The following is a 26,522-nucleotide window of genomic DNA, read 5'->3' as shown; positions in this document are numbered from 1 at the left end:
GATGTGAGCAGACGTGTGGATGTAGGCACACCAGGCGACGGGCGCACGTAGACGTGGCGAGGGGCTACGGCGTTGGTGTCTTCGTAGTAGCCGCATAGCGCTGCCTGGTCGTTCAGATGACCTCGTTCTGCCCTTGATGAGGCTGCTCCAGTTGCTGTTCGCGCTTACGCTGTTCCACCCGAAGGTTTTCGACGGCCTCTGAGAGACGCTCCAGGTTGATTTGTTCCTGTTTGTGATTATAAGGAGAGATCGTCAGATCGTATGCGGTGACGTGCTGCTCGATAGCGTCGGCGGTTTGTTGCAGATTGAAGGCGCGTTCCCGGAACTTGAAGTATCCGGTTATTGCAGTGGTGAAGGAAATGAATGCCCCCAACGCGATAAGAATGCCCTTACCGGGTTGCAGGGGGTCGTAGAGAGCGGCCGAAACCGACATGGCGGTGGAGGTGACGAACAGGCTCCATTGGAAAAAGTTATGAACCCTTCGGTATCGCCGAGTTTCGCGTCTTAGCCGGTCAATTTCATGTGGGATCGTCTCCCGGTACGAGTATTGACGCTCATAGGCTGAACGGCCTGAGTGGGCCGCCTCCAGAATTCGACGCTCTTCCAGGAGTTCCAGTTCTAGACGCAACTCGGCAGTGGACTCCTCTCCGTCGCGCTCCCTTCCCTCTTTCTCCATGCGTCTTCCGGACATGAAGACGATCAGGAGAGGGAGTAGTAATAGGAGCGCGGCTGCATTGTACGGAGCCATGTCGAACCGCTTCCAGGTGAAAGCTGTGAACCCGACTGCGCAGTTGAACGGATGCCTCTTCGCCCGAACGGGTAAACCGGCGTGAGTGGGTGATGAGCGTCCGCATGCCTGCCTGTCAATTGGTGCGGCGGAGTCGGCGTTGGGTGGTGTAGGCGGCAGCGAGGCCCTTGTGGCGGCAGCGCACAGCCAAGGCGACTGCCCGCTTGGTACCTCTCCAAAAGAGGCATACGGCACGGCTGGGGCCGCGCTTCGGACGCCGCCTGTTCCTCGGCCCGCTTGTCCTCCAACCAGGCAGCCTTCTCCTGCTCGTGTGTTCTCCGCCCGAGCTAACCTCGGGCTTCCACGACGTGGGCTGTCCAAAGCGTGATCGAAAACGCGAGAAGTGCTCCTGACCTGCAATGGTAGGACTTGTCGAGGGTCCAGATCGTGCCGTGGAAAGAAGCACTTCTCAGGCGAAGAAGCGTATCGGGTCGTACCCGCGTGTCCGCTTCGAGGGCGGCGGCCGGGCGGTCGTCTCCCAGGCCGGGGGCGTGCTGCTGGTCGAGACCGTCCGCAAGTCCGGCTTGGACACCGCGATATCAACGGCGCTGGCGCCGTGGCGGAAGGCTCGGGCGGTGCACGATCTGGGCAAGACCGTGCTGGATGTCGCCCTCGCGGTCGCGCTGGGCGGGGACTGCCTCGCGGATGTCGGGATGATGCGGGCCGAGCCGGCCGTGTTCGGCTCAGTGGCCTCCGACCCGACCGTCTCCCGCCTCATCGACACCCTCGCCGCGGCCGGCTCGAAGGCCCTGACCGCGATCCGGTCAGCACGAGCCGAAGCACGCGAGCGCGTCTGGAAGTTGGCCGGAGCCTCGTCGCCGGACACCACCGGACAGGTGATCGTGGACCTGGACCTGGACGGGGTGCTGGTGCTGGCCCACTCCGACAAGCAGGACGCCACCGCGACCTGGAAGAAGACTTACGGACACCACCCGCTGATTGGCTTCGTCGATCACGGAAGCGGCGGCACCGGAGAGCCGGTGGTCGCGCTGCTGCGGCCGGGGAACGCGGGCAGCGATACCGCCGCCGACCACATCACCACCGCCCAACTCGCTCTGGTCCAGCTGCCGAAGAAGTACCGGCGTGGACGCCAGCCGCTGATCCGTACCGACTCCGCAGGCGGCACCCACGAGTTCGTTGCGTGGCTCGCCAGCGGGGCAGGTGGCTGTCGTACTCGGTCGGCATGACCATCACCGACGCCATCCACCAAGCCGTCCTCAACGTCCCGGCCGCCGCGTGGACACCCGCCGTCGAACCGAAAGGTGATATCCGCGACGGCGCCTGGGTCGCCGAACTGGCCGGCGACGTCCTCAAGGGCTGGCCGAAGGGCATGCGGCTGATCGTCCGCAAGGAACGACCCCACCCCGGCGCCAGTTGCGGTTCACCGACGCCGACGGCCTCCGGCTCACCGCGTTCGCCACCAGCACCACCGACATCCCCATTGCCGCACTCGAACTGCGGCACCGCCAACGCGCACGGGCCGACGACCGCATCCGTGCCGCCCGCGCCACCGGCCTGCGCAACCTGCCCCTGCACGACACCGCACAGAACCAGATCTGGCTGGAGATCGTCCAGATCGCCTTCGACCTGCTGGCCTGGCTGCCCATGCTCGCCCTGACCGGAAAAACCCCCAGGTGGGAGCCCCGCCGACTCCGGCTCCGCCTCTTCTCCGCCGCCGCCCAACTCGTCACGACTGCCCGTCGCCGGCACCTGAGATTCGCACGCCACTGGCCCTGGACCGACGTGATAACCGAAGCCATCGCCCGGCTCGAAGCTCTCCCGAACCCCGGCTGACCAGCCTGCTCCCGCCCCTGCGAGCAGCACCACCCTGACCGGAGCCGTGGAACCCGGCGCCACCCGACGCGACAGCCGGGCCATCAACGTGCCCACCACCAGCCCGAACAACCGAAACGGCCCGCCGAAGAAACCGACGGACCGTCACGAAAGATCGAGGTTAGCCCTCACGTGGGCGGAGTCGAGAACGGCCCGGGACAGATCCAGCAGACCGGCGTCATCCAGGCGGTGCAGGATCTCCTCATGGAGCCGGCCCCACACACCGGCTCGCGACCAGAGGAGGAATCTGCGGTGGGCCGTCGACTTCGATATCCCGGAGCACGGCGGCAACGCCCGCCAGGCGCATCCGCTCACCAGCACGTAGATGATCGCCGCGAACAGCGTCTCATCAGGCGTGTCCTGCGGCCGCACCTTCGACGGCGGGACCAGCGGCTCCGCGATCTCCCACAGCCCGTCCGGAACAATCCAACTCCATGTACCCCGCCCCATAACTCACCGAACGAGCCGATCTCACGTAGGACACGGTCTTAGCCAGACGGGAGACAACATTTTGGTCAAGGCGACCGAGAGCAGCGTCTGACGGGACAGCATTGGGTTTGCCGCCGACGAAACAAGGCGGGCCAGGCCGACTTCCACCTGCATAGAAGGATGATGTTGCCGCAACCTCCGGAGACCCCGAAGGCGTCCCTCACCCCGCTGTTCCAACCTCCCAACCTGCCGCCTGCGCTACCGTCTGCTCGCCGACGTACTCGCCGACGTACTCGCCGAGGTGTCAAGCCGCAGCCGCCTGTCCGGCTGAGTGCCCCGCGCCCCGATATGCCCTCACCCGCAGTTTTTGGAGTCTCGGCCGCGTGGAAGAGGTTTGAGCCCGCTCTCACCGCATTCAGCCGCGCCCGCCAACAGCGGTTCAGCGACAGCCAAGCAGTCACCCTGGATCAGCAAAGGCTCGACGCGGCGCGGCAGGCGACCGAGAAGGCCCAACTGAATTCCAAGCGGCATGCCGCCGCGCTGAAACAGCTCCAGATCGCGGAACAGCGACACCGGGAGGCCCAACATCGGTTCCAGGCGGCGGACCGTCGGCTCACCGACAGAGTCCAGGCGCTTCAGATGGCGCAGAAGGATCTGACGAACCCCGAGGAAAAGGAGAAGGCTGCTCTCCTAGTCCTCCGAGCCGAGCAGAAGGCCTTCAGCGGCTCTCTGGTGGTCACATCTGTCGAGATTACGGGGGATAGCACCACTCCCGCCGCGGTAGGAGTAGTGAATGCCTCGACAGCGAAGAACCACCCCCTTAATTACCCTGACGGCAGGGTCTGCCCCGTATGCGAGAAGGGCGGACTTCAGCTTGGCCAGTTTCGACACAGGAAATGCGAGGCCGGGAAGCTGGTTCAGGTCGAGGAGACTTTGGAGGTGATCCCCCCGAGCTCAGCCGTCATCCACGAGCAACGGCGCCGTGACAGGCGCTCGGAGTACCGACGCCTAGTCGCCATTGCCGAGCAGCGTGAGCCAACGATGCGCGGGATTCGACGTAAGAGCTCCTCCAAGCGGGCCCGGATTGAACAGTCAAGGGACGCCGTCCTTGTGCGCTGCGGCGGGCTGTGCGAGAACCCTGGGTGCGCGGGGCAGCCAGCCGACGTAAAGGACGACGGCAGCGCAATCCTGGAAGTGGACCACGTCCATGCCCTTGAGGACGGTGGCCCTGATCTTCCGTGGAACATGGTGGCGCTATGCCCCAATTGCCACCGCGTCAAGACGTACGGCCGCACCAGGAAAGAGCTGACGAGGGTCCTAGGCGAGCTCGCCCGGCAAAAGGATGCAGCATTCTGACCAGCCATGCGAGGAGCCTTGTCCAAACAGGCAAGGCCGACATCTGGAACACGCAGTAAACCTGTTTCACCCTCCAACGCAGGGTCAAACAGGTTCAGTGAGCCTCTTTCATCCTGTGCTGGCAGGTGAACGGGCTGGTCAGCAAGTGCGGTGACGAGCCAGGGCCTCTCGTCGTTGGCGTGGTGATCTCACTCAACACACCGGCGACCGAAGAGGCCCTGTTGGTTCCGTATCCTGCCATGCTCGACGTCCCTCACGAGCTCGTCGAGCATGTTTCCTGGATACAGCGTGCATGGGCATTACGCGCTCTTGATGTTGCGGAACACGGCGGCGGACTTGGTGGCCTTCGGGTGGCGGACCAGCCGATGAACCGCGACTTACCGGGCCGGGGCGCTGCGGTGGCTCCTCGCCCAGCGGCGGGTCGTCTGCTGGGTGAACGCATCGTTCGTGTCTACGATGTCGTCGAGCGGATCAAGATAGCCAAGCGCCTCAGGTTGTTCGAGTCCTGCCCAGTGCTGATGTTCTTATGGGGTCATCATGCAGGGGTTCCGGACCACCGGGCGCTCGGGAACCCCCGCGCGAGAGGGCACCCCCTCTCGCTCTCCTGACGCGGGCTGTCGACGCATGGCCTCCGCTACCGGGGTCTGACCGACAGCCCGTTCCGATTCGGTTGATCCAGTGCGCTGGGCTTCGTAATTTCTAGCTTTAACGGCGGCTGCTGGAGTCCTATCGGGGTTAGGTACCGCCGCCCAGTGCACACAGCCGGACCCGGCATACGTCCCACGCTGCACGGATCGCCTCCATCGCCTGCTCACGAGGTGGACCGTGGTCCGGTCAGGCGACCTCCGCGGGCGCTGCCTCCTCCACACTGCGGGAGTCCGTGAGGCTCAGCGCGCCGACCGTTGCGATCAGGCCGACGGCGACGGCGAGCACGGCGTAGGCGATTCGCTCGCCGTGGAAGAAGGAGGTGACGAGGTCGCTGCTCCACACACCGGCCGGGAGCTGGGTGGTGACCAGTGCGGCGATCAGCGTGCCGACCGCGGCGGTGCCGACGCTGGTGCCGACCTCCTGCGCGGTGTCGTTGAGCGCGGTTCCCATCGAGGTGCGGTTGGCCGGCATCGAGTCGACGAGCGCGACCGCGCAGATCGTCATGACGGTCCGCAGTCCGACCGTCATGAGCACCATGCAGAGCGCGATGACGAGGTAGCCGTGCTCGACGCCCCAGGACAGTCCCGCCAGCGCGACGGCCAGGCAGGCCGCGCCCACCAGGCAGGCGACGCGGTGGCCGTAGCGGCGGGCCAGGCCCTCGGACACGGGCGTCGCGAGCAGCATGGTCACGATCAGCGGCAGGTTGGCGAGGCCGGCCCGTACGGGGCTCCAGCCGTAGGCGTACTGGAAGTGGAGGATGAGTCCGAACATCACGCCGGCCATCGCGATGGACGTACCGATCTGTGCCACCGCTGCGCCGCGGACCGTGCCGTTGGAGAACAGGCTGAGGTCCAGCATGGGGGCCCGGGTGCGGCGCTCGTGCCGGACGAAGGCGGTCGCTGCTACGACCGCGCCCGCGACCGAGCCGATGGTGAGGGCGGAGAGCCAGCCGTTCTCGACGCCGCTGGTCAGTGCGTAGCAGGCGAGCCCGATGGTGGCGACGCTCAGCGCGGCGCCCGGTATGTCGAGCCGGTCGCGGGTCAGGTCCTCGGGCCGGTCGGTCGGGACGCCGAGGCGGACCCCGATCCAGGCGATCACAGCGATCGGGGCGTTGACGACGAGCAGCCACTCCCAGCGCACGTGGGCCAGGGCCGTGCCGCCGATCAGCGGTCCGAGGATGAAGCCGGACATGCCGACGACGATCATCAGTGTCATGGCGCGCATCCGCAGCGCCTTGTCGTCGAAGAGGCGGAAGACCAGCGAGTTCGTGATCGGGGCCATCGCCGCGGCGGCGATGCCGAGCGCGGCGCGCAGGGCGATGAGCTCGCCCGCGGTGGTGACCCAGACGGCGCACAGGCTCAGCGCGCCGAACACGGCGAGCCCGACGAGCAGGACGCGGCGGCGGCCGAGCCGGTCGGCCATGGAGCCCGCGGTGAGCAGCAGACCGCCGAAGGTGAGTGAGTACGCGCCGGTGACCCACTGCAGCGCGGTGGTCCCGCCGCCGAGGTCGCGCCCGATGGTGGGCAGCGCAATGGACAGCAGGGTGTTGTCGACCATCTCCACGAAGAAGGCCAGGCAGAGAGCGGCCAGCGGGATCCACGCGGCGCGCAGAGAGGGATAGGTGCGGGAGACGGGGGGTTTCAGCATCGCGGTCGTCATGGCGGCGCTCCTTTCTATCGAACACCGATCGAGTATCGAACGGTGTTCCATGAGGTACGATAGAACAGCGTTCGATAGAGATGCAAACGAAGGGCAGAAGTCATGCCGCGCCACCAGAACCGTGCCGCCGCAGGCGGCCGTCGTCGGGCTTCGCACTCGATGGAGTCCGTGCTCACCGAGGCGGTGGCGCTGCTCGACGAAGCGGGTCCTTCGGCGTTGACGTTCCGGGCGCTCGCACAGCGCCTCGGAGGCGGCGTGGCCAGCATCTACTGGTACGTCGCGAGCAAGGACGAACTGCTCGACCGCGCCACCGATCACGTCATCGGCGGCGTCCTCGCCGACATCGAGGCGCTCGAGCCCGGCGACGACCCGATCGACGACCTGCGCGCGATGTCCTTGGCGCTGTTCGACGCGATCCTGGTGCGGCCCTGGCTCGGGAACTACTTCATGCGCAACACCGATGTCCAGGGCAATGCCCTGCGCCTGTACGACATGCTGGGGCGGCCGACCCTGCGGCTGAAACTCACCGCGCGCCAGCGGTTCCATGCCGTCTCGGCGATCACGACGGTCGTCGTCGGTTCCGCGGTCGACCTGGGGCAGGAACCCCCTCAGGAGGTTCTCGACGGCGCCGTCGGCCGCGACGAATTCCTCGGGCGGTTCGCCGCGACGTGGCGGGAGCTCGATGCCCGCGACTTCCCCTTCGTGCACGAGATCGTCGACGAGTTCGACGGGCACGACGACATCGAGCAGTTTCGCGCCGCGCTGGACCTGACCCTGGCGGGGTTGCGCCTCCAGGCCGACGCCTGAACGAATCGCCCGGGCGAGGACTGATGGCCGACGTGTGATCGCTTCGACATGACAGTCCAACAGGTGCCCCGGTGACCCGCGACTTCCACGGCACGGGCCTCCGGGGCACTCCGCGCATCACCCGTCGAGAGGCCGCCAGGGCGTCATCCGCCGCTGAAAGACGCGGAGTGCAAGGGACGGATCGGCCGTGCGGTGCAGGCGAGGGACTGGCAGCGGCGTGTCCGAAGATTTCAGGCTCTTGCCGAGTGCTCCGGATGGGAGGCTGCGGTGTGTCTTCTGCGGCGGCTGCTGGAGGCGTACCGCAGTTGACACGATCCTGGATGCCGAGATTCCGGAGCAGCCATGAATCGCCGTTCTGTCGATGCCGAACACGGCTTGATGGGCTACCTGCAGGCTGGCGGGCCGGCCTCGTGTGCCGTTCCCGGGTCCGACGCTGTGCGAGGGAGCTGAGCCGTGGTCACCGATACCCGCCCGGGCGGACCGCCACGGCTGACCGAGGACGAGTTCGGCGTGCTGTACCGGCGCCTGCGCTCCCGCGCCGCCTGGGCGGCGGGTGACAGAGGCGCTCTGGACGTCGTGACTCCTGCCCGGGTGGTGGCCGCCGCCCGGGAGGTACGGACCGGCCGGACAGTCACGCTCGCCGCGCCGGTGGACACACTGCCGGGCCCGGACAATCCGGAGCCCGCGAGGCACCGGATGATCGGGCAGCCCGACGAAGACACCTCGCACGGGCTCCACTTCGCGAGGGACAGCTTCGCGATGAACGTGCACGGGGACGCCGACAGCCACATCGACGCCCTCTGCCACGTGATCTACGACGGCACCCTCCACGGCGGCGTGGCCGCGAGCAGTGTCACGGCGAGCGGGGCAACTGCCCTCTCCATCGCGGCGGCCCGCGACGGGATCGTCGGTCGCGGCGTGCTGCTGGACATTCCGCGGCTGCGCGGCGTGCCATGGCTCGAACCCGGTGATCACGTGACCGCTGACGACCTCACCGCCGCCGAGACCGCCCAGGACGTCCGCGTGGGCGAGGGCGACCTCCTGTTCGTCCGGGTCGGTCACCGCCGACGCCGCGCGGAGCTCGGACCGTGGCACGCGGCACGTGAGCGCGTCGGCCTCCATCCGACGGCGATGGAGTTCCTGGCTGACCGGAAGGTGGCCGTGCTCGGCGGCGACGGGAACAACGACACGGCCCCGAGTTCCACCGAGGGGGTCGACTTCCCCGTGCATGTGCTGGCGATCCACGCCATGGGCCTCCATCTGCTGGACTACCTGCAGTTCGAGGACCTGGTACCGGCCTGCGAGGCGGAGGGACGGTGGTCGTTCCTCTGCGTGATCGCCCCGCTGAGGCTGCCGCACGCCACGGGTTCACCGGTGAACCCGATCGCCGTCCTCTGAGGGCTCCCCGGGTCGCCGCCGTCCGGACCACCCGATACGTTGAGATTTGGTGGCGCGAATATCCCAATTGTGCGCATGTCTGCCTGGAGCAGCACGGTCCAGACCCCCGGACGGGCGCGACGGCCAGGACAGCCGATGACTCCTAGAACGGGACCCTCTCATGGCAGACGATCAGCACTACGACGTCATCATCATCGGTACGGGAGCGGGTGGCGGTACGCTCGCGCACCGGCTGGCGCCCACCGGCAAACGGGTCCTGATCCTGGAGCGCGGCGGATACCTGCCCCGGGAGCGTGACAACTGGGACTCCACCGCCGTCTTCGTCAAGGGCAAGTACCGTGCCCCCGAGTTCTGGTACGACAAGCACGGCAAACAGTTCCCGCCGGAGGTCAACTACTACGTCGGGGGCAACACCAAGTTCTACGGCGCCGCACTCTTCCGGCTCCGGCCCGAGGACTTCGGGGAACTGCGTCACCACGACGGCATCTCTCCGGCCTGGCCGATCCGTTACGAGGACCTGGAGCCGTACTACACCGAGGCCGAGCACCTCTACCTGGTTCACGGCCGACACGGCGAGGACCCCACGGAAGGGCCGGCCGGCGCGCAGTACGCGTACCCGCCGGTGGAGCACGAGGCGCGCATCCAGCAGCTCAGTGACGACCTGGAGAAGGTCGGCCTGCACCCCTTCCACCTGCCCATCGGCGTGAACCTCACCCAGGACGAGCAAGGCCGGGCCACCCACGACAGCGTCTGCATCCGCTGTGACAGGGTCGACGGCTTCCCCTGCCTGGTGGGCGCGAAGTCCGACGCGCAGGTGATCTGCGTCGACCCGGCGCTCACGTACGACAACGTCACGATGGTGACCCACGCCGATGTCCGGCGCCTGGAGACCGACTCGACCGGACGCACCGTCACCGGAGTCGTCGCCGAACTCAAGGACGGAACCACCGAGAAATTCAGCGCCGACATCGTGGTGGTCGCCGCAGGCGCGGTCAACTCCGCCGTCCTGCTGCTGCGTTCGGCCAACGACAAGCACCCTGGCGGACTGGCCAACAGCTCGGGCGTGGTCGGGCGCCACTACATGCGGCACAACAACCTGGCACTGATGGCGGTGTCGAAGGAACCGAACCCCACCAGGTTCCAGAAGACACTGGCGCTGAACGACTGGTACCTGGGCGCGGACGACTGGGACTATCCGCTCGGCGGCATCCAGATGCTCGGCAAGTCGGACGCCGAACAGATCCACGGCGAGGCACCGCGCTGGGCCGGCGCGGTCCTGCCCGACATGCCCTTCGAGGTCCTCGCGCACCACGCCGTCGACTTCTGGCTGTGCGGGGAGGACCTTCCGCTGCCCGAGAGCAGGGTGACCCTCGACAAGGACGACGCCATTCACCTGGCCCTCGACGAGAAGAACAACGTCGCCGGGCTGAAGCGCCTCCAGCACAAGCTGCGGGGCATGCTCGGGCACCTGGGCATGCACGAGCACCATCTGCTGGATCACAGCATCTACCTGCACAAGGGCATGCCGATCGGCGCCACCGCGCACCAGGCCGGCACCGTGCGGTTCGGCGACGACCCGCGGAGTTCGGCCCTCGACGTCAACTGCAAGGCCCACGACCTCGACAACCTCTACGTCGTGGACACCAGCTTCTTCCCCAGCATCGGCGCGGTGAACCCGTCACTGACCGCCATCGCCAACGCCCTGCGCGTCGGCGACCACATCGCCGCCCGGCTGGGCTGACAGGGCGGTATCCGGCACGCCCCGGATGCCCGTGCGGCTCCGACGTGCGGATCCTCGGCGAGGGCGGCAACCTGGGAGAGGAGCGAGGAGCGAGCGCGCCGGCACAGTGATGTGGCCAGGTGGGACCGTGGGGGAGACCGGAGGCGATCCGTCAATGGCATCAGACGACGCGCTGCTGGTCGTGGACGTGTCGGGAACCGTGCTCGAGTGGACCCAGGAGGCCGAAACGGCATTCGGCCGTGCCGCCTCGGAAGCGGTGGGGCGTCCCGCCTGGGAGCTGCTCCCCGCCGCGGCGGGACCGGATACCGAGAACCTGTGGTCGCGGACCGGAGGTGCGGAGGCCGAGGGGCTGCTGCTGCGACAGCTGGTCCGCCCTGACGGCTCCAGGGCCTGGGGTGTGTACCGGGCGGCGTCCGGCGAGGTCGACGATCCGCTCGGCAAGGCCCTGCTGAGGGCGCTGTTCACCATGTCCCCCATCGGGATGCAGGTCGTGGACCCCGACCTGCGGATCCTCCGGGTGAACACGGCAGCCGGCGGTATCCGTGGGGTACCTGCAGACCGTCTGGTCGGGCGCCGGCTGGACGAGGCGTTCCGCGTCACGAGCCCCGAGGCGACGACGGCCATGGTGCGAGGCGTACTCGACACCGGTGAGCCGGCGATCGGCAGGATCGTGGGAGCGACCCCGCCCACCGACCAGGACCGGGAGCATCTGTACGAAGTGTCGGTGTTCCCGCTCCTTGACCCCGACGGACAGGCCCTCGGTGTCGCGAGCGCGGTGGTCGACGTCACCGAGCGTGAGCAGGCCCTGTCGCGTACGCGGATTATCAACGCCGTGCGGGAACACGTGGGCCGCACCCTGGAAATGGACACGACCTGCATGGATCTGGTCCGCGTGCTGGTACCCGCCTTCGCGGACGAAGCCGAGGTGCACCTCCTGGACCCGGTCATCCGCGGGGACGAACCACCGTCCGCGCCGGTGCCGCCCGACGTGCCGCTACGACGTATGGGCTTCGCCTCCGTGGAGCGCCCTCCTTCGGCGGAGGACCCGGACCTGGGGCCGCTCCGCTTTCCAGCAGCCTGGTCGCAGTCGCTCACCGACCTGCAGCCTCACCTCATCGTCCACCGCCCGGCCCCGGCGCCCGGCCCGCCCCGGGCCCATTCCGCCATCATCACTCCGCTGACCCTGAGGGACGGAGTGCTCGGGACGCTGAGTCTCCACCGGTCCACCGGGCGCGCGGTGTTCGAGCAGAAGGACCTCGACCTCGCTCTGGACCTGGCCGCACGCATCGCCCTGCACATCGACAACGCCCGGCGCTACACACGTGAACACACCATCGCCCTCACGCTGCAGCGCCACCTCCTCCCGCAGAGCCCTCCCGTTCGGGCTGCCCTGGTGACGGCCCATTTCCACCGGCCGGGAGCCGTGGGCGGCGGTTGGTTCGACGTCATTCCGCTCTCCGGCGCGCGTGTGGCCTTCACGGTCGGCCGTGTCTCGGGGGAAGGGATCCAGGCGACGACAGCCATGGGGCAGATTCGAACCGCCATCCATACCTTGTCGTCGCTGGACCTCGAATGCGACGAGTTGCTGGCCCGGCTCAACGACACGGTCGCGCGCCTGGCTGCCGAGCGTTCCGCCCTCGACCTCGGACACACCGACGAGGAGCTGACCGCGGGATGCGTGTACGGCATCTACGATCCGCTGTCCCTCAGTTGCACGATCGCTCTCGCAGGCAATCCGCCCCCGCTGTTCGCCCGTCCCGGCGGGGCCACGGCCGTCCCTGAGTTCCCCCAGGCTCCGTCTCTCGGCACGGCCACGGACGGCGCGGTGTTCGCCTCCACCCGTTTCGATCTGGACGAGGGAAGCGTCATCGGGCTCCACACGGATACGTTCCTGCCTCCGCAGGACCGCCGCACCGGTGCGCGCACGGAGGAAGTCCAGCAGGTTCTCGCGGACACCGGCCGCTCACTGGACGCGATGTGCGAGGAAGCAGTCCGCAAAGCCGCTCCCGAGGGGCACGGCACCGACGCCATCCTGCTCCTCGTCCGTGCCCATGCCCTGGAGGCCGACCGGGTGGCCGAGCGGGACCTGCCGGCGGACCCCTCGGCCGTGGCCACCGCACGTGCCTGGGCCCGTCGGCAGCTGGCCGACTGGGGCCTCGACGAGCTCACCTTCGGCACCGAACTCATCGTGAGCGAACTCGCCACCAACGCCATCCGTTACGGCAAGCCCCCACTCGAGCTGCGACTCATCAACGGCCCCACCCTGACGTGCGAAGTCCGCGATTCCAGCCTTGTCGCACCGCACCTGCGCCAGGCACAGACCACGGACGAGGGCGGCCGCGGACTGTTCATCTGCGCCGAGCTCGCCCAACGGTGGGGCGCCCGCTTCACGAGCGAGGGCAAGACGATCTGGACCGAGCAGGAGATGCCCCCGTCCACTCCGTCGGCCCAGGTGTAGCGGAACGCCTCCTCGCGGGGCACCCTGCCCCTCCGCCCGAGGTGCGCCTCCTGGCCGGGTGGCCGAGATTGGAGTCACAGGTCCCCCGAGGGGGACGTCCGTGACACGGAGGAACCTCCATGACGAGAGAGACGCCGACGGCCGCCGCCCATGACGAGGCCCGCGGACCGTCGACCTCCCTGGTCCTGGTCGTCGGCATGTCAGGGTCCGGCAAGACCACCGTGGGCCGGCTGCTCGCCGAGCGGCTCGGCTGGTCCTACCGGGACGCGGACGAATTCCACTCCGCGACCGCCCGAGCCCGGATGGCAGCCGGTCAGGCGCTCACGGACGCCGATCGCGAGCCCTGGCTGGATGCCATCTCCGCATGGCTGGACCACGAGATCGCCGCGAACCAGCCGGCGGTCGTCACCTGCTCCGGCCTCAAGCGTGCCTACCGTGACCGGCTTTTGTCCGGGAGGCCCGAAGTGCGCCTCGTGTACCTGCATGGCACACCGGAACTGATCCACTCCCGACTGTCCGGCAGGCGAGGCCACTTCTTCCCGGCGAGCCTGCTGGAGAGCCAGATCGCCGACTTCGAGGAACCGGAACCGGATGAGCGTCCCCTGGTGGTGGAGATCGATCAGCCGCCGCCGGCGATCGTCGCCGCGCTGACCTCGCTGCTGCACCGCGCCCCACCGCCCGCAACGGAACCCGTTGTCCCGCCCGCAGGTACTCCCGTCAGCCCGACAGGTGAACAGTGGACCCTGACGTGGAAGGGGCAGAAGGCCGTCGTGGTCCAACTGGGCGCCGCCCTGCGCCACTACGAGGTGGACGGCCGTGCCCTGCTGGACGGCTTCGCCCCCGAAGCCCCCATCACCGGTGGCAGGGGGCAACTGCTCATCCCCTGGCCCAACCGCATCGGTGACGGCCGCTACCACTTCGAGGGCGTGGACCTGCAACTCCCGCTGACCGAGCCCGAGAAGGGCAACGCGATCCACGGCCTCCTCCGCTGGGTCCCCTGGCAGTTGCAGGCCTGGAGCGAGGAGTCGCTGCGGCTGGGTACCGTACTCCGTCCGCAGCCGGGCTATCCCTTCCTGCTGGACGTGACCGCCGAGTACCGGCTGGGGCCCGACGGCCTCGACGTCGTCGTCTCCGCGACCAACGTGGGGGACGGGCCCGCTCCCTACGGAGTGGGGCAGCATCCGTATCTGACACTCGGCACCGGCCGGGTCGACACGGTCGTACTGACCCTGCCCGTACGGGAGCGCTTCCTCACCGACAGCCGGGGCCTGCCCACCGGCCAGGAGCCCGTGGAAGGCTCGGACTTCGACTTCCGTACGGCTCGCCCCATCGGCTCCCGACAGCTGGACACCGCCTTCGGCCTCGACCGCGTCGACGGCGACGTGGCCGTCGTACGGCTGGCCCACCCCTCAGGGGATCACGGAGTGGATGTCAGACTCGGCGAAGGCGTTCGGTACGTGCAGATCTACACGGGCGACACGCTGCCGGAGACCGAACGCCGTCGGGGCGTCGCGGTGGAGCCGATGTCCTGCCCGCCGGATGCCTTTCGAAGCGGCCTCGGCACCGAGGTACTGCAGCCGGGCGACACCCATGTGCTCCGATGGGGCCTCGGGGCATGGCGGCGGCCACCCTCCTGAGCCCATGAGCCGAGCGCCCGGCGCCGTGGCTGGGCCGACCGGGGGAAGCCGCTCCGCCCAATGGCCCAACAGCAGCACGCCAGGGCTGCCGCCGCGTTCATCCGGTGATTGCCTGATCCCCGCCTGCCGGGCAGCGGCCGGGCGTACCAGGAGCGGCGCAGCGAGGAGACAGGGCATCATGGATTCCCACGTCCAGGCATCGCGGGGTGCTCTGCCGGCAAAGTTGCTGGAGGGCCAGACCGCACTGGTGACCGGCGCCAATTCGGGCATCGGCAAAGCCACTGCCATCGGACTCGGCAAGGCCGGTGCCAACGTGGTGGTCAACTACGTGAGCGGGCGCGACGCGGCCGAGCAAGTGGTCGAGGAGATCGCCTCGTTCGGGGTCCGCGCAGTGGCCGTCGAGGCCGATGTGTCGCAGGAGGACCAGGTGACCGCGATGCTGGACCGGACGGTCCAGGAATTCGGGACACTGGACATCCTGGTCGCCAATGCCGGTCTGCAGCGTGACGCGAAGTTCACCGATATGACGCTCGCCCAGTGGCAGAAGGTCCTCGACGTCAACCTCACGGGCCAGTTCCTGTGCGCGCGGGAGGCGGTCAAGGAGTTCCGTCGGCGCGGAGTGGTCCCGGAGGTCTCCCGGGCGGCCGGGAAGATCATCTGTATGAGCTCGGTCCACCAGATCATCCCCTGGGCAGGGCACGTGAACTACGCCTCCTCCAAGGGAGGCGTGCAGATGATGATGCAGACCATGGCCCAGGAGCTCGCACCGGAGAAGATCCGGGTGAACGCCGTCGCCCCCGGAGCCATCAAGACCCCCATCAACCGCAGTGCGTGGGAGACGCAGGCGGCCCAGGAGGACCTCCTGCGTCTGATCCCCTACGACCGCATCGGTGAACCCGAGGACATCGCCCACGCGGCTGTCCTTCTCGCATCGGACCTCATGGACTACGTCGTGGGGACGACCCTCTACGTCGACGGCGGGATGACGCTCTTCCCCGGGTTCGCCACCGGCGGCTGACCTCTTTCGCAGGTCCCGAACAGCGAAGGCGGTTATGCACACCTCGGTCCACCTGCTGGCCAATGCTCCGGATCAACTCCTGCCGGCCCGGGAGCTCATGGCCTTCACCCTGGCCTCCCACATCATCCTGGTCCCGCTGGGCGTCGCCCTGCCGCTGATCACCCTGGTCATGCACTACCGCGGGCTGCGTCGCAAGGACGCGACAGCCCTCCTGCTGGCACGGCGCTGGTCGGCGGTCATGGCGGTGCAGTTCGCCGTCGGCGTCGTCACCGGCACCGTCCTCTCCTTCGAATTCGGGCTGCTCTGGCCGGGGTTGATGGGCAGATGGGGCGACGTCTTCGGAATCGGCTTCGGGGTCGAGGCATGGGCGTTCTTCCTCGAAGCGGTTCTCATCGCCATCTACCTCTACGGGTGGCGGAGGCTGAAGCCCCGGACACACTTCCTCCTCGGGCTGCCGCTCCCGGCCGTCGCTCTGCTCGGGGCATTCGGCATCCTGGCGGCCAACTCCTGGATGAACACACCGCAGGGCTTCTCCCTCGACTCCGCCGGCAAGCCGACGGACGTGAACATCTGGAAGGCGATCTTCACGCCGATGTTCGGGCCGCAGTACTGGCACTTCGTCGTGGCCATGCTGCTGACCGCCGGCTACATGGTGGCCGGCGTCTACGCCGTTGGGTGGCTGAGGGGACGCCGTGACCGCTATCACCGGCTCGGCTTCACCATTCCCTTCACCATCGCGGCTATTGCGACCCCGGTGCAGTTCGTCCTGGGTGACTCCATCGCCCGGTCGGTGTTCCACAAGCAGCCGGTGAAGTTCGCGGCCCTGGAGATCGTCTGGAAGACCGACACCCGCGTACCGGAGTACCTGTTCGGCCGCCTGCACTCCGACGGTTCCATCTCGGGCGGTATCAAGGTTCCGCTGCTCGACTCCGTTCTCGCCGGATTCAGCCCGGACACCAAGGTCGTCGGGCTGACCTCCGTGCCGGCGGACGAACGGCCGACCGCCGTGCAGGCGACGATCGCCCACTGGGCCTTCGACATCATGGTCCTCATCGGCTCCGCCCTGGTACTCCTCGCGCTCTGGTACGGCCTGGTCTGGCTGCGGCACCGCAGGCTTCCCGAGTCCAAGTGGTTCTACGGCAGCGCGGCCTGCGCGGGTCTGGCCTCGGTGGTGGCTGTCGAATGCGGCTGGATCGCGACCGAGGTGGGACGCCAGCCCTGGATCGTCTACCAGAACATGCGCGTGGCCGAGGCTGTCACGGCGACACGCTCGTCCACCCTGTGGATCATGCTCGGCGTGGTGATCGTCGTGTACGTGTTCATCTTCGGATCGCTCCTGGCCGTGTTGCTCAAGCTGCGCACCCGATGGCGGCTCGCCGACGCACAACAGGCCGCCGGGCGTAAGGCGGAGGATCCGGAGACAGACGGCCCCTACGGCCCCCGGGCGACCGTCCCCGCAGGTGACGGCGCCGTCGGTGGCTCCACCCGGTCCCGGGGTGAGGGGCGGTGATGGCCGACCTGATGGCAGTGGTGCTGCTGCTGGCCATCACCGCGTACACCTGCGCGGGGGGTACCGACTACGGGGCGGGCTTCTGGGACCTGACCGCGGGAGGCGCCGAACGCGGCAAGCGACCGCGCTGGCTCATCGATCACGCGATGGCACCCGTGTGGGAGGTCAACAACGTCTGGTTGATCTTCGTCTTCGTCATCATGTGGACCGGCTTCCCCACCCTGTTCCAGGCCGTGTTCTCCGCGATGTGGCTGCCTCTGGCCCTGGCAGCGGTGGGCCTGGTCCTGCGCGGCGCCGGTTTCGCCTTCCGCAAGGTCGCCCGCCGGCTCGCGGAACGGCGTCTCTACGGTGCCGTGTTCGCCTGTGCGTCGCTCGTGACGCCGTTCTTCCTCGGCGCCGCGGTGGGGGGTGTCGCCTCGGGCCGGGTGAAAATCGGTACGGAGGCGTCGGCGGATGCCTGGTCCAACCCCACCTCGATCATGTTCGGGCTGCTCGCCGTCGCAGCGACCGCGTTCCTGGGCGCCGTGTTCCTGACGGGGGATGCCCGACGCTTCGACGCACCCGACCTGGTCGCCTACTTCCGGCGGCGCGGGCTGTTGAGCTTTGCCGTGCTCGTCGTGCTGGTGGTGATCACCCTGTTCGTCGCCAGTGAGGACGCTCCGCACGTGTGGCACGGGCTGACCCACGGGGTGGGGCTGGCCTTCGGTATCGCCGGCGCGCTGGCTTCCTTCGCCACGGTGTGGCTGCTCGTGCGGAGACCGGGCGGCTTGGCCCGTGCCTCGGCCGTCGGTGCCGTCGCTTGCGCGGTCCTCGCGTGGGGCCTGGCTCAGCGCCCCTACCTCCTCCCGGAGTCGCTGACGGTCGCCGAGGGCGCCGGCGCATCGACCACGCTGGCCTGGCTGGCGGTCGTCACCCTTGTCGCCCTGGTGATCGTGGTGCCGGCCGTCGCCTTCCTGTACTGGCTCGACACCAGAGGCGAACTCCAAGAACTGACCGATGCCGACCTGCGGCAAGGCGGCGAGCCTCAAGGCGGCAGCGCCGGCACCACCTGACCGTCGGTACGGCCGAACTTCCACTGCGTCAGGACTCCACCGAAGGGGGTTGCTGTGACCGACGACGAGATCCTGCTCGGGATCGCACTGACCGTGGTCCTCGCCACCGGCTCACAGATCCTGGCGAGCAGACTGCGCGTGCCCGCTCTGATCATCCTGCTGCCGGCAGGGTTTGCCGCCGGGGCCCTGACGGACGTCGTCCACCCCGACCAGCTGATGGGGCAGAGCTTCGACGTCCTCGTGTCGATGTCGGTGGCGGTGATCCTCTACGACGCCGGTCTCGGGCTCAACCTGCGCAAACTGACCGGCCGCACACGGTGGATCGTGGGACGACTTCTGCTGCTCGGAGTGCTCGTCACGTTCCTGGTCACCTCCGCCGTGGCGCCGGCGATGTTCGACATGCCTCTCCGAGTCGCCTGCATGCTCGGCGTGATCCTGGTCGTCTCAGGTCCCACAGTTGTGGGCCCCCTCCTCGACTTCGTACGGCCCACGGACAAGGTGCGCCGCGTTCTCATCTGGGAAGGGACCCTGACCGACCCGATCGGCGGCATCCTGGGCGCACTGGTCTTCCACGCCATCGCCAACACGCATCAGATCGACATCGGGCGCGGCTACCAAGTCGGCCAGTTCGCCATCAGCATGGCCGTGGGGCTGATCGGCGGGGCGGTCGGGACCGCGCTGCTCTGGCTGACGCTGCGCACCCTGCGGCTCGGCGAGACGCTCGGGACGCTGGCTCAGCTGGCCACCGTAATCGCGGTGTCCGCCGTCGCCGACGTCATCAGGGACGACACGGGACTCATCACCGCCATCGTCATCGGGCTCGCCGTCACCAACATCAACGGGTTCGACATGCCCGCACGGCGCCCCTTCTTCGAGACGCTGGTCCAGCTGATCATCGGCCTCCTGTTCGTCTCGATCTCCGCCACGGTCACACCTGCCTCCCTGGTGCCGGTGCTCCTGCCCGCACTCGGCCTCATCGCCATCCTGGTCCTCGTGGTGCGCCCCCTCGTCGCGTACGTCTCGACCGCGGGCTCGGGACTGACGGCAGGCGAGCGGGCCTTCGTCGGGTGGATGGCCCCTCGCGGCATCGTCGCGGCGGCCACAGCCACGGCGTTCTCCGCGAGCCTCGTCGACAGGGGAGTGGACGGAGCGGCCAGGATCCTCCCCGTCACATTCCTCGTGATCGTCGGTACGGTCCTCCTGTACGCCCTCAGTGCGGCACCGGTCGCCAAGAGGCTGGGCATCATCAAACCCACCGGGACACGGATCCTGCTCGTGGGCGGCGAGCCGTGGGTGGTGGACCTCGGGAGGAGTCTGCGTTCCGCAGGCCTCGACCTGCTGATGTGGGCAGGCCTCGCCCAGGAGCGCCAACGGATCACGGACGCCGGTATCCAACTCGCCGAGGGTGACCTGCTCGCAACGGCCACCAACCCGGGTGCCCGGCTGGAGGGGGTGACCGCGGTCTTCCTGGCCACGAACGACGACGACTTCAACGCGCTCGCTTCGGTCGTGATGAAGGACAGCGTCGAAGGGCCTGTCTACCGGGTCGGGCCTCCTCACGACAGCCTCGGAGTCGTGGCCCCCTACACCGGCGGGGACATCCTCTTCGGTAGACCGCTCGTCCGCCACACCCTGGCCGCGCGGTACGAAGCCGGCGCGCGGTTCCTGGTCCAGCCGGCCTCCGCTCCACTGCCGCCCGGGAGCGAAACCCTCTTCGTGGTACGTAAGGACCAGAAGCTGGAACCCGTCACCGAGAAGCGGCGGGTGACTCCCGGGGAGAGCGACAGCGTCGTGCTGCTGACCCCCGGCGCCGAGAAGTGAGGCGCATCAAGATGTCCTGGGCCTCCGCGTTCCGGCTGCGGCAATACGTGAAGGCGAACCTGTGGATCGCGCCGATGTTCGGTCTCCTTCTGGGAGCTGTCCTGGCCCAGCTGGCCGTCACCGCTGACAGCGCGGACTGGCCACCGAGCGGCTGGCGCTATTCGGCGACGACGGCGAGTGGAGTTCTGAGCTCCATCGTCGGGGCGATGATCGCCCTTCTGGGATTCGTCGTGACCATCGGTGTTCTCGTCATTCAGCAGGCCACCGGAACGTTGTCCCCACGGTACATGCGGCTCTGGTACAGGGACCGGCTGCAGAAGACCGTGCTGGCCACCTTCACCGGCACCTTCGCGTTCGCCTTCTCCCTGCTGCGCAGTATCGAGTCGAATTCGGTGCCGGACCTCGGGGTCACCCTCGCCGGCGCGGCCGTGGCCGTCAGCCTGTTGCTCCTGCTCATCTATCTCAACCGCTTCACGCACAACCTCAGGCCGGTCGCCATCGCCGATCTCGTCGGCCGCATGGGGGAGGACGTCTTCGAGCACGGGGCAGCGGCGGTCAGGGCTTCGGCCCCGCACGGTGGTGAAGCCGCGGTGCGGGACGTGCGGATGACCGTCGTCCGCGCGACCGCGGGCGGAGCCATCCAGGCCCTCCACACCGACGGCCTCACGGCACTCGCCGCGCGCCACGACTGTGTGTTCACCGTGCCCCACCTGATCGGTGACTACGTTCCCCGGGGCGCCGTCCTCGTCGAAGTCCACGGTGGCACGTCCACCCCCGACGATGAGCGCGTGACCGGTCTCATCGCGCTCGGTCCCGAGCGGACGATCGAACAGGACCCGGCCTTTGCCCTGCGGGTGCTCGTCGACATCGCCATCCGCGCGCTGTCGCCCGCCGTGAACGACCCCACCACCGCCGTACAGGTCCTCAACCACATCGAGTCGTTCCTCACCCGGATCGGTCAGTCGCCGCTGCCCGACCGGCATGTGCTGGCCGGTGACGACGGCAGCCCGCGGCTCGTGCTGCGCGGGAGGACGTGGGAGAACTACCTTCAGCTCGCCGTCTCCGAGATCCGCGACTACGGGGCAACGTCCCTGCAGGTCTGCCGAAGGCTGCATGCCCTGTTCGACGGGCTGCTCGACAGCCTGCCGCCCGCCCACCATCCGGCAGTCCGGGCGCAGGGGGATCTTCTGCGGGATTCGGTGGAACGGGCCTTCCCCGACGCGGCCCGCCGTGCCGCCGGACAGACGGCCGACAGGCAGGGCGTGGGCGGCCGGTCCTGACCCGACCGATAGCGGGGTGGCCGTGTCCGCGGCCGGCTCACGCCGGGCCCGCGTGCCCGTTCAGTTCGGCTCCACCCAGCCGTGCCGGATGGCGTAGCCGCCGAGCTGCATCCGCGTCCGGACCCCGGCCAGGTCCATGAGGTGGCGCAGGCGCCGGTGCAGCGTGCGCGGTGACAGACCGAGCTGTGCCGCGGCCGTCGGGTCGGTCAGGCCGGCCAGCAGCAGGGCAAGGATCTTCCGGTCGAGGTCGCTCGGGCCTTCCGCGCCGAGCTCGACGGCGGGTTCGGATTCTCCGCCGGCGCCCGCCAGTTCGAGCGGGTGAGCGGTGCGCCACACCGTCTCGAACAGCGCGTCCAGCGCATCCAGCAGGCCGCTGCGGTGCAGCAGCACGGCGCCGGGTTCCCCGGCCGGTGTGACCGCGAGAGGGACGAGGCCGAGATCGGCGTCGGCCAGCACGAGTTTCATCGGCAACTGGTCGGCGACCCGCAGCTGCACGCCGTTGCGCATGGACTCGACCGCATCGGCGATGATGCCCGGCTCAGCCAGTACGGCCCGGTCCAGCACCGCACGGAAGTGCACGCCGCGGCCGATGGCCACGGGCTCGGCCGAGTTCTCGCCGGGCGGCACGGCAACGAACGGTGCGGTGATGAAGGTGCGGACCTGCGTGCGGGCCGCCTGCTGCACCTGGAGGAAGCGATGCCGGATGGCGTCGACGCCCGTGACGACCTCGATCAGGTCACTGATGCTGTTCCCGGTCATGGCCGCCCGGTGTTCCTCGGCGAAGGTCACCAGTGCCTGCTCGGCCATGCGCAGCCCGTCCTGGCGCTGGCTGATGAGAGCGCCGAGGGCCATGGCGGGTGGCGCGGCGGTGAACTGCTCGTCGGCCGACCTGATGACCAGTCCCCACCCGACCAGATGGCACAAGGCCTTGTCGATGTCGGTCAGCGGCATATCGAGCTGATCCGACAGCAGCACCGCGGTGGAGTTCGGCCGTCCGAGCAGTGCCCGGTAGACGTGCTCGTCATCGGGTTCGAGGCCCAGAACATCCAGCATCGGCGACCGACTCTCCCTTGCTTGCCGCAGCGGGGAGAGTATGCGCCATGGTGGCAGGCCCTGAATAGTCCCAGCTGGGAGCAGGTGCGAGGGGAAGGGCCCCGGGGAGTCGCCTCCCCGGGGCCCGACAGTGCGGTTCATCGCAGGCCGTACGCCCGGATGATCTCGTTCTTGACGCTGTAGCCGCGGTCCGTCGCGGCGCTCGCGCGGACCGACACGAAGCCGCCGGGCTTCTTGGCGGTCTTGAACGAACCGTTCCAGTAGCCGCCGGAGCCCTTGGACAGTGTCACCTTCTGCCAGGTGGCGCCGTCGTCGTACGAGACGTCCAGCTTCACCGTGGTGACCTTGCCCGGCACTGTGTCGAGGTTCATCGACACCGGCTTGAGCGCGATCCGCTGCGTGGTGTTGGCCTTGACGTCGCCGTGCAGGTCGGTTCCGAGCTCGTAGTCCAGGTTCAGCACCGAGAACGGCTGGAAGTAGTCCGAGTCGACGGTGTCGGACATGAAAGTCCACTCGGAGTGGGTGCGCGTCGACAGCCGGAAGACGTCACCGGGCCGCTCCACATCGAGGACGGTGCGGTAGGGCAGGTTGCCGGCCGGCACCTCCACCCACTGCATGTCCCCGCTGACCGGGTTGTCGTGGATCAGCTTGTCGCCTTGGAAGACCTGCAGGTGGGACGGCGTCTCACCCCACGGCAGGTAGCCGCCCAGCCGCATGTTGTCGCTGGCGGAGGCCCACGCCTGCACGTTCCAGGTCATGTAGTTCTGCCAGCGGGAGTTGTACACACCGAAGGACTCGCTCTGAGCGGGGCGGGTCAACGGAGCGAACCAGTCCAGACGGCTGGTGCTGCCCTTGGCATAGGTGTTGTCGCCCGACACCATCACCCACGGCAGGGGGCCGTCGACACCTTGCGCGTGGAACTCCCTCCAGACCTGGCCCGGGGTCACCCATTCGGTGCGGGTTCCCGGGTGCCACTCGAGCTCGGGCATGTTGAACGACGGGTTGAGGGTGAAGTCGGACCGGTAGCCCTCCGACAACTTGCCCTCCGTGGCCGAGTAGTAGCGGGCGTCGATCCGGGCGAGGTCCCGCTGGGACGGCTTGTAGACGAGGTCCCGGTCCGGGACCTGGCCGGGGTAGTCCCGGGTCAGGTCGTAGACGAACGGCGTGTGCTCGGTCTGCTTCACGGTCAGCTTGAGGATGCCGGCCTTGGCCGTCGCGATGAGGGCCTTGCCCGCGTCGCGGTGCACTGTGGCGACCGGGATGGACGATTCGCCGACGTACTCCGTCAGGCCGCCGACACCGTCGTTGACCACGATCAGCGCCTTCGCGCCCGCGGCGACCGCGGCCTCGGTGCGCTCCTGCGGCGAGACCTCGTCGCTGCGCGTGATGACGACGACCTTGCCCTTCGCGTTGATCTTCTCGTACGCGCTGGCCGAGCCGTTGCCCGCGTGGACGGCGTTCAGCGTGTCCGTGGCGGTGCCCAGGGAGCTGCCCGCCTGCACCATGGCGTCGAAGCGGAGCCGACCGCCCAAGGTGCTCAGGCCGAGCTGCGGCTCGCCCTTGCGCCAGCGGGTGATCAGCATGAACTCGCCCTGCTTCATGGGCTCCGTCGGGGCGACGTAGATGTCGTCGTACGCCGGCGGCACCACGTACGCGCTGCGGTAGTCCATGTACGGGTCGAGGCCCTTGTAGTGGACGTTGAAGTCGACCTTGCGCTGGCGGTCCTCGGTGCGCTGCGGCGCCTCGGTCTGCAGCAGGTTCGCCTTGCTCGCGTCGAGCACCACGTTCGCGGAGCTGTCCTTGAGTACGGTCTCCGGGTCGACCAGCACGGCCACGCCGGAGCGGTCCGCCTTCTCGCCTGCCACGTCGAGGTATCCCGCGACGGTGTACAGGCCGGGTGCCATGCGCATCGTCGTCGAGCCTTCGACGTAGACGTTCCACGGCCAGGTGTCGCCGGCCAGGTTGATTCCGACCCAGCCGCTGGCGGGCTTGCCGTCACGGCCGACCAGCTTGATGTTCAGGTCGTAGCGCTCCTCCTCCTTGAGCAGCGCCACGGAGGTGCGGGTCACGGGCTTCCCGGTGGCCGCGTCGGTGGCTGTCACGTAGCCGACGTGCCGGCCCGCCGAGGCGGCTTGCGGGTCACCGGTCACCGGGACGGCGGCGGTTCCGCCCGCGGGGACGGTCACCGTGGTGGCTCCCAGCGCGAACGGTCCGCCGTCGTTGGTCAGCGCCAGGTCCAGCGTGATGTCGGTGGAACCGGTGTTCGTGTACGTCAGGTCCTTCGTGACGGCGACGTCCTCCGGCTTGTGAGGCCAGGTGTAGTTGCCGAAGAAGAGCGATCCGGTGCCGCGGACCGTGGTGCGCACGGCGGCGGCCACGTCGAGGCGGCCGGTGCCGACCTCGTACGGGGAGTACCCCGCGTCCAGGCCCTTGGCGGTGCTCATCAGGTGTTCCTTGAGCTGTGCGCCGTTCCAGTCCGGGTGCTGCTGGGCCAGGATCGCCGCCGCGCCGACCACGTGCGGGGTGGCCATCGAGGTACCGCTGATGGTGCGGTAGAGGCCCTCACCACCGTCGGTCATGTCCTGCGAACGGGCCGCGGTGATGTCCACGCCGGGCGCCGCGATGTCCGGCTTCATGGCGCCGGAGTAGGTCAGCGGGCCGGTGCTGGAGAAGCTCGCGAGCTGGTCCTGCTTGTCCGTGGCGGCGACGGTCAGCGCCGCGGCGGCCGCGCCCGGGGCGGAGATGCTCTCCGGGCCCGAGTTGCCGGCGGCGATGACGAACAGCGTGCCGTACTGCGCGGACAGGGCGTCGACCGTCTGCGACATCGGGTCGCTGCCGTCCGTCGGGTAGGAGTCGCCGAGGCTCATGTTGACGACGTCCGCACCGGTCTCGGCGGCCCACTGCATGCCGGCGATGATCCAGGAGTCCTGGCCGTAGCCCTCCACGCCGCCGAGCACCTTGCCGACGAAGAGGTCGGCGCCCGGGGCGACGCCCTTGTTGTCGCCACCGGAGGCGGCGCCGGAACCGACGATCGTGCCGGCCACATGCGTGCCGTGGCCGTTGACGTCGGTGACGCCCTCACCCGGCACGAAGCTCGCCGTGCCGTCGATCAGGCCGGCGAAGTCGGGGTGGTCGGCGTCGATACCGGTGTCGAGCACCGCCACCTTGACGCCCTTGCCGTTGTACCCGGCGGCCCAGGCCTCGGGCGCGCCGATCAGCGGCACGCTCTCCTTGAGGTTGGCCTTCACACGGCCGTCCAACCACAGCTTCGCCACACCGGCACCCAACTTCGCACTGCCCTGCGGCGCGACGTTGCTCCAGAAGGTGCGGGTCTGCCGCTTCTCGGTGCTGAGCACAGCACCGCTGATGCCCTTGAGCTTGCGGGTCAGTTTGCTGCCGCGGGGGGCCGTCGGCTCGACCACCGAGCGGGACTTCGACCGGTCGTACGTCGCGATCAGCGGTACGGCGGCCGACTTCGCGTCGTCGTAGCCCATCTCGATCAGGTCGGTGACGTTGAACAGCCGCCTGTCCAGCTTGTCCGTACCGAGGAGCGGCGCGGCCTCGTCCGGGATGACGAACAGGTCGCCCTTGATCTTCTGGATCTTCACGCCGCCGACGGCGCTGTCCGGCCGGTCGACGTCTGCGGTCTGCTTGCCGTCGGCCATCGTGGTGACCGTGACGACGTCGCCGGTGACCAGGGTGACCTTGTGGGTCGCCGAGGGCTTGGCGGGAACGGTGGGCTTGCTCGGAGCGGCCTGTGCGGGTGCTTGCAGAACGGCAAGCCCCGACGCCAGCAGCGGCACCGCGGTGGCAACCGAGATCAGTTGCCAGCGCCTGCGCCGGAAGGCGGAAGGCTGAGAGGGGGAGGACATGCCATGGGTTTATCCGGCGGCGACGTCCGGTGTGAAGGCCTGATGGCGGCAAGTCATTGCCATGGCAATGACTTGCCAGCCACAACCGGCCGGTATCCGGGCAAGGCTCACTTGTCGGCCTGATGGACGTCAGGGTGAACGGCAGGAATTCGCCGGGCGGATC

The 26,522-nt window shown here is 68.5% G+C and carries 15 protein-coding genes and 3 pseudogenes; 13 read left to right on the top strand and 5 right to left on the bottom strand.

Annotation, left to right across the window (positions count from 1 at the left end):
• Positions 1 to 112: 112 nt before the first annotated feature.
• Entirely contained in the window at positions 113 to 676 is a 564-nt protein-coding gene (locus OG257_RS04710; RefSeq protein WP_329204985.1) for a DUF4231 domain-containing protein, read from the bottom strand.
• A gap of 470 nt (positions 677 to 1,146) precedes the next feature.
• Here OG257_RS04710 and OG257_RS04705 point away from each other — a divergent pair.
• Positions 1,147 to 2,581: pseudogene (locus tag OG257_RS04705) on the top strand (IS1380 family transposase).
• A gap of 162 nt (positions 2,582 to 2,743) precedes the next feature.
• Here OG257_RS04705 and OG257_RS04700 read toward each other — a convergent pair.
• Positions 2,744 to 3,070: pseudogene (locus OG257_RS04700) on the bottom strand (transposase); the annotation flags it as partial.
• A gap of 327 nt (positions 3,071 to 3,397) precedes the next feature.
• Between OG257_RS04700 and OG257_RS04695 the strand changes: the two are divergent.
• Entirely contained in the window at positions 3,398 to 4,405 is a 1,008-nt protein-coding gene (locus OG257_RS04695) for an HNH endonuclease signature motif containing protein (protein WP_329204983.1), read from the top strand.
• Between the two features lie 179 nt (positions 4,406 to 4,584).
• Positions 4,585 to 4,689: pseudogene (locus OG257_RS04690) on the top strand (IS5/IS1182 family transposase); the annotation flags it as partial.
• 550 nt (positions 4,690 to 5,239) lie between these two features.
• On the opposite strand, the gene OG257_RS04685 reads toward OG257_RS04690, so the two are convergent.
• The gene (locus OG257_RS04685) at positions 5,240 to 6,712 is read right to left on the bottom strand and encodes an MFS transporter (protein ID WP_329204981.1); all 1,473 of its coding nucleotides are present in this window, start codon (positions 6,710 to 6,712) and stop codon (positions 5,240 to 5,242) included.
• 159 nt (positions 6,713 to 6,871) lie between these two features.
• Between OG257_RS04685 and OG257_RS04680 the strand changes: the two genes are divergently transcribed.
• The 10 genes from OG257_RS04680 (at position 6,872) to OG257_RS04635 (ending at position 21,434) form a co-directional block, all read left to right on the top strand.
• Positions 6,872 to 7,519 carry a TetR/AcrR family transcriptional regulator gene (locus OG257_RS04680; protein ID WP_329214895.1) on the top strand — a complete coding sequence of 216 codons (648 nt, stop codon included), beginning with the start codon at positions 6,872 to 6,874 and terminating at the stop codon, positions 7,517 to 7,519.
• A gap of 453 nt (positions 7,520 to 7,972) precedes the next feature.
• Positions 7,973 to 8,917 (top strand): cyclase family protein, encoded by a 945-nt coding sequence (locus OG257_RS04675; protein ID WP_443054284.1) that lies wholly within the window; start codon positions 7,973 to 7,975, stop codon positions 8,915 to 8,917.
• Between the two features lie 160 nt (positions 8,918 to 9,077).
• The gene (locus OG257_RS04670) at positions 9,078 to 10,658 is read left to right on the top strand and encodes a GMC family oxidoreductase (RefSeq protein WP_329204979.1); all 1,581 of its coding nucleotides are present in this window, start codon (positions 9,078 to 9,080) and stop codon (positions 10,656 to 10,658) included.
• A gap of 154 nt (positions 10,659 to 10,812) precedes the next feature.
• Positions 10,813 to 13,116, top strand: a complete 2,304-nt coding sequence (locus OG257_RS04665; protein WP_329204978.1) for a SpoIIE family protein phosphatase — start codon at positions 10,813 to 10,815, stop codon at positions 13,114 to 13,116.
• A gap of 119 nt (positions 13,117 to 13,235) precedes the next feature.
• Complete coding sequence (locus OG257_RS04660; RefSeq protein WP_329204976.1) at positions 13,236 to 14,753, top strand: aldose epimerase family protein; 1,518 nt, start codon at positions 13,236 to 13,238, stop codon at positions 14,751 to 14,753.
• Between the two features lie 178 nt (positions 14,754 to 14,931).
• The gene (locus OG257_RS04655; RefSeq protein ID WP_329204974.1) at positions 14,932 to 15,771 is read left to right on the top strand and encodes an SDR family oxidoreductase; all 840 of its coding nucleotides are present in this window, start codon (positions 14,932 to 14,934) and stop codon (positions 15,769 to 15,771) included.
• Positions 15,772 to 15,805: 34 nt separating this feature from the next.
• Complete coding sequence (locus OG257_RS04650) at positions 15,806 to 17,281, top strand: cytochrome ubiquinol oxidase subunit I (RefSeq protein ID WP_329204972.1); 1,476 nt, start codon at positions 15,806 to 15,808, stop codon at positions 17,279 to 17,281.
• Positions 17,281 to 18,333 carry a cytochrome d ubiquinol oxidase subunit II gene (locus OG257_RS04645; RefSeq protein WP_329204971.1) on the top strand — a complete coding sequence of 351 codons (1,053 nt, stop codon included), beginning with the start codon at positions 17,281 to 17,283 and terminating at the stop codon, positions 18,331 to 18,333. Before OG257_RS04650 ends, OG257_RS04645 begins: the two co-directional genes overlap by 1 nt.
• Positions 18,334 to 18,387: 54 nt before the next feature.
• Positions 18,388 to 20,154 (top strand): cation:proton antiporter, encoded by a 1,767-nt coding sequence (locus OG257_RS04640; protein WP_329204970.1) that lies wholly within the window; start codon positions 18,388 to 18,390, stop codon positions 20,152 to 20,154.
• 11 nt (positions 20,155 to 20,165) lie between these two features.
• The gene (locus OG257_RS04635) at positions 20,166 to 21,434 is read left to right on the top strand and encodes a DUF2254 domain-containing protein (RefSeq protein WP_329204969.1); all 1,269 of its coding nucleotides are present in this window, start codon (positions 20,166 to 20,168) and stop codon (positions 21,432 to 21,434) included.
• A 60-nt stretch (positions 21,435 to 21,494) separates the two neighbouring features.
• On the opposite strand, the gene OG257_RS04630 is transcribed toward OG257_RS04635, so the two are convergent.
• Positions 21,495 to 22,487: a helix-turn-helix transcriptional regulator gene (locus OG257_RS04630; protein WP_329204967.1), complete on the bottom strand. Its 993-nt coding sequence runs from the start codon at positions 22,485 to 22,487 to the stop codon at positions 21,495 to 21,497.
• Between the two features lie 137 nt (positions 22,488 to 22,624).
• Positions 22,625 to 26,359, bottom strand: a complete 3,735-nt coding sequence (locus OG257_RS04625) for a S8 family serine peptidase (RefSeq protein ID WP_329204965.1) — start codon at positions 26,357 to 26,359, stop codon at positions 22,625 to 22,627.
• Between the last annotated feature and the right edge of the window lie 163 nt (positions 26,360 to 26,522).

Source organism: Streptomyces sp. NBC_00683 (assembly GCF_036226745.1).
In the GTDB taxonomy this organism is placed as follows: domain Bacteria; phylum Actinomycetota; class Actinomycetes; order Streptomycetales; family Streptomycetaceae; genus Streptomyces.
The sequence above is the reverse complement of the archived record's forward strand: the minus strand, read 5'-3'. Positions and strand labels throughout refer to the sequence as shown.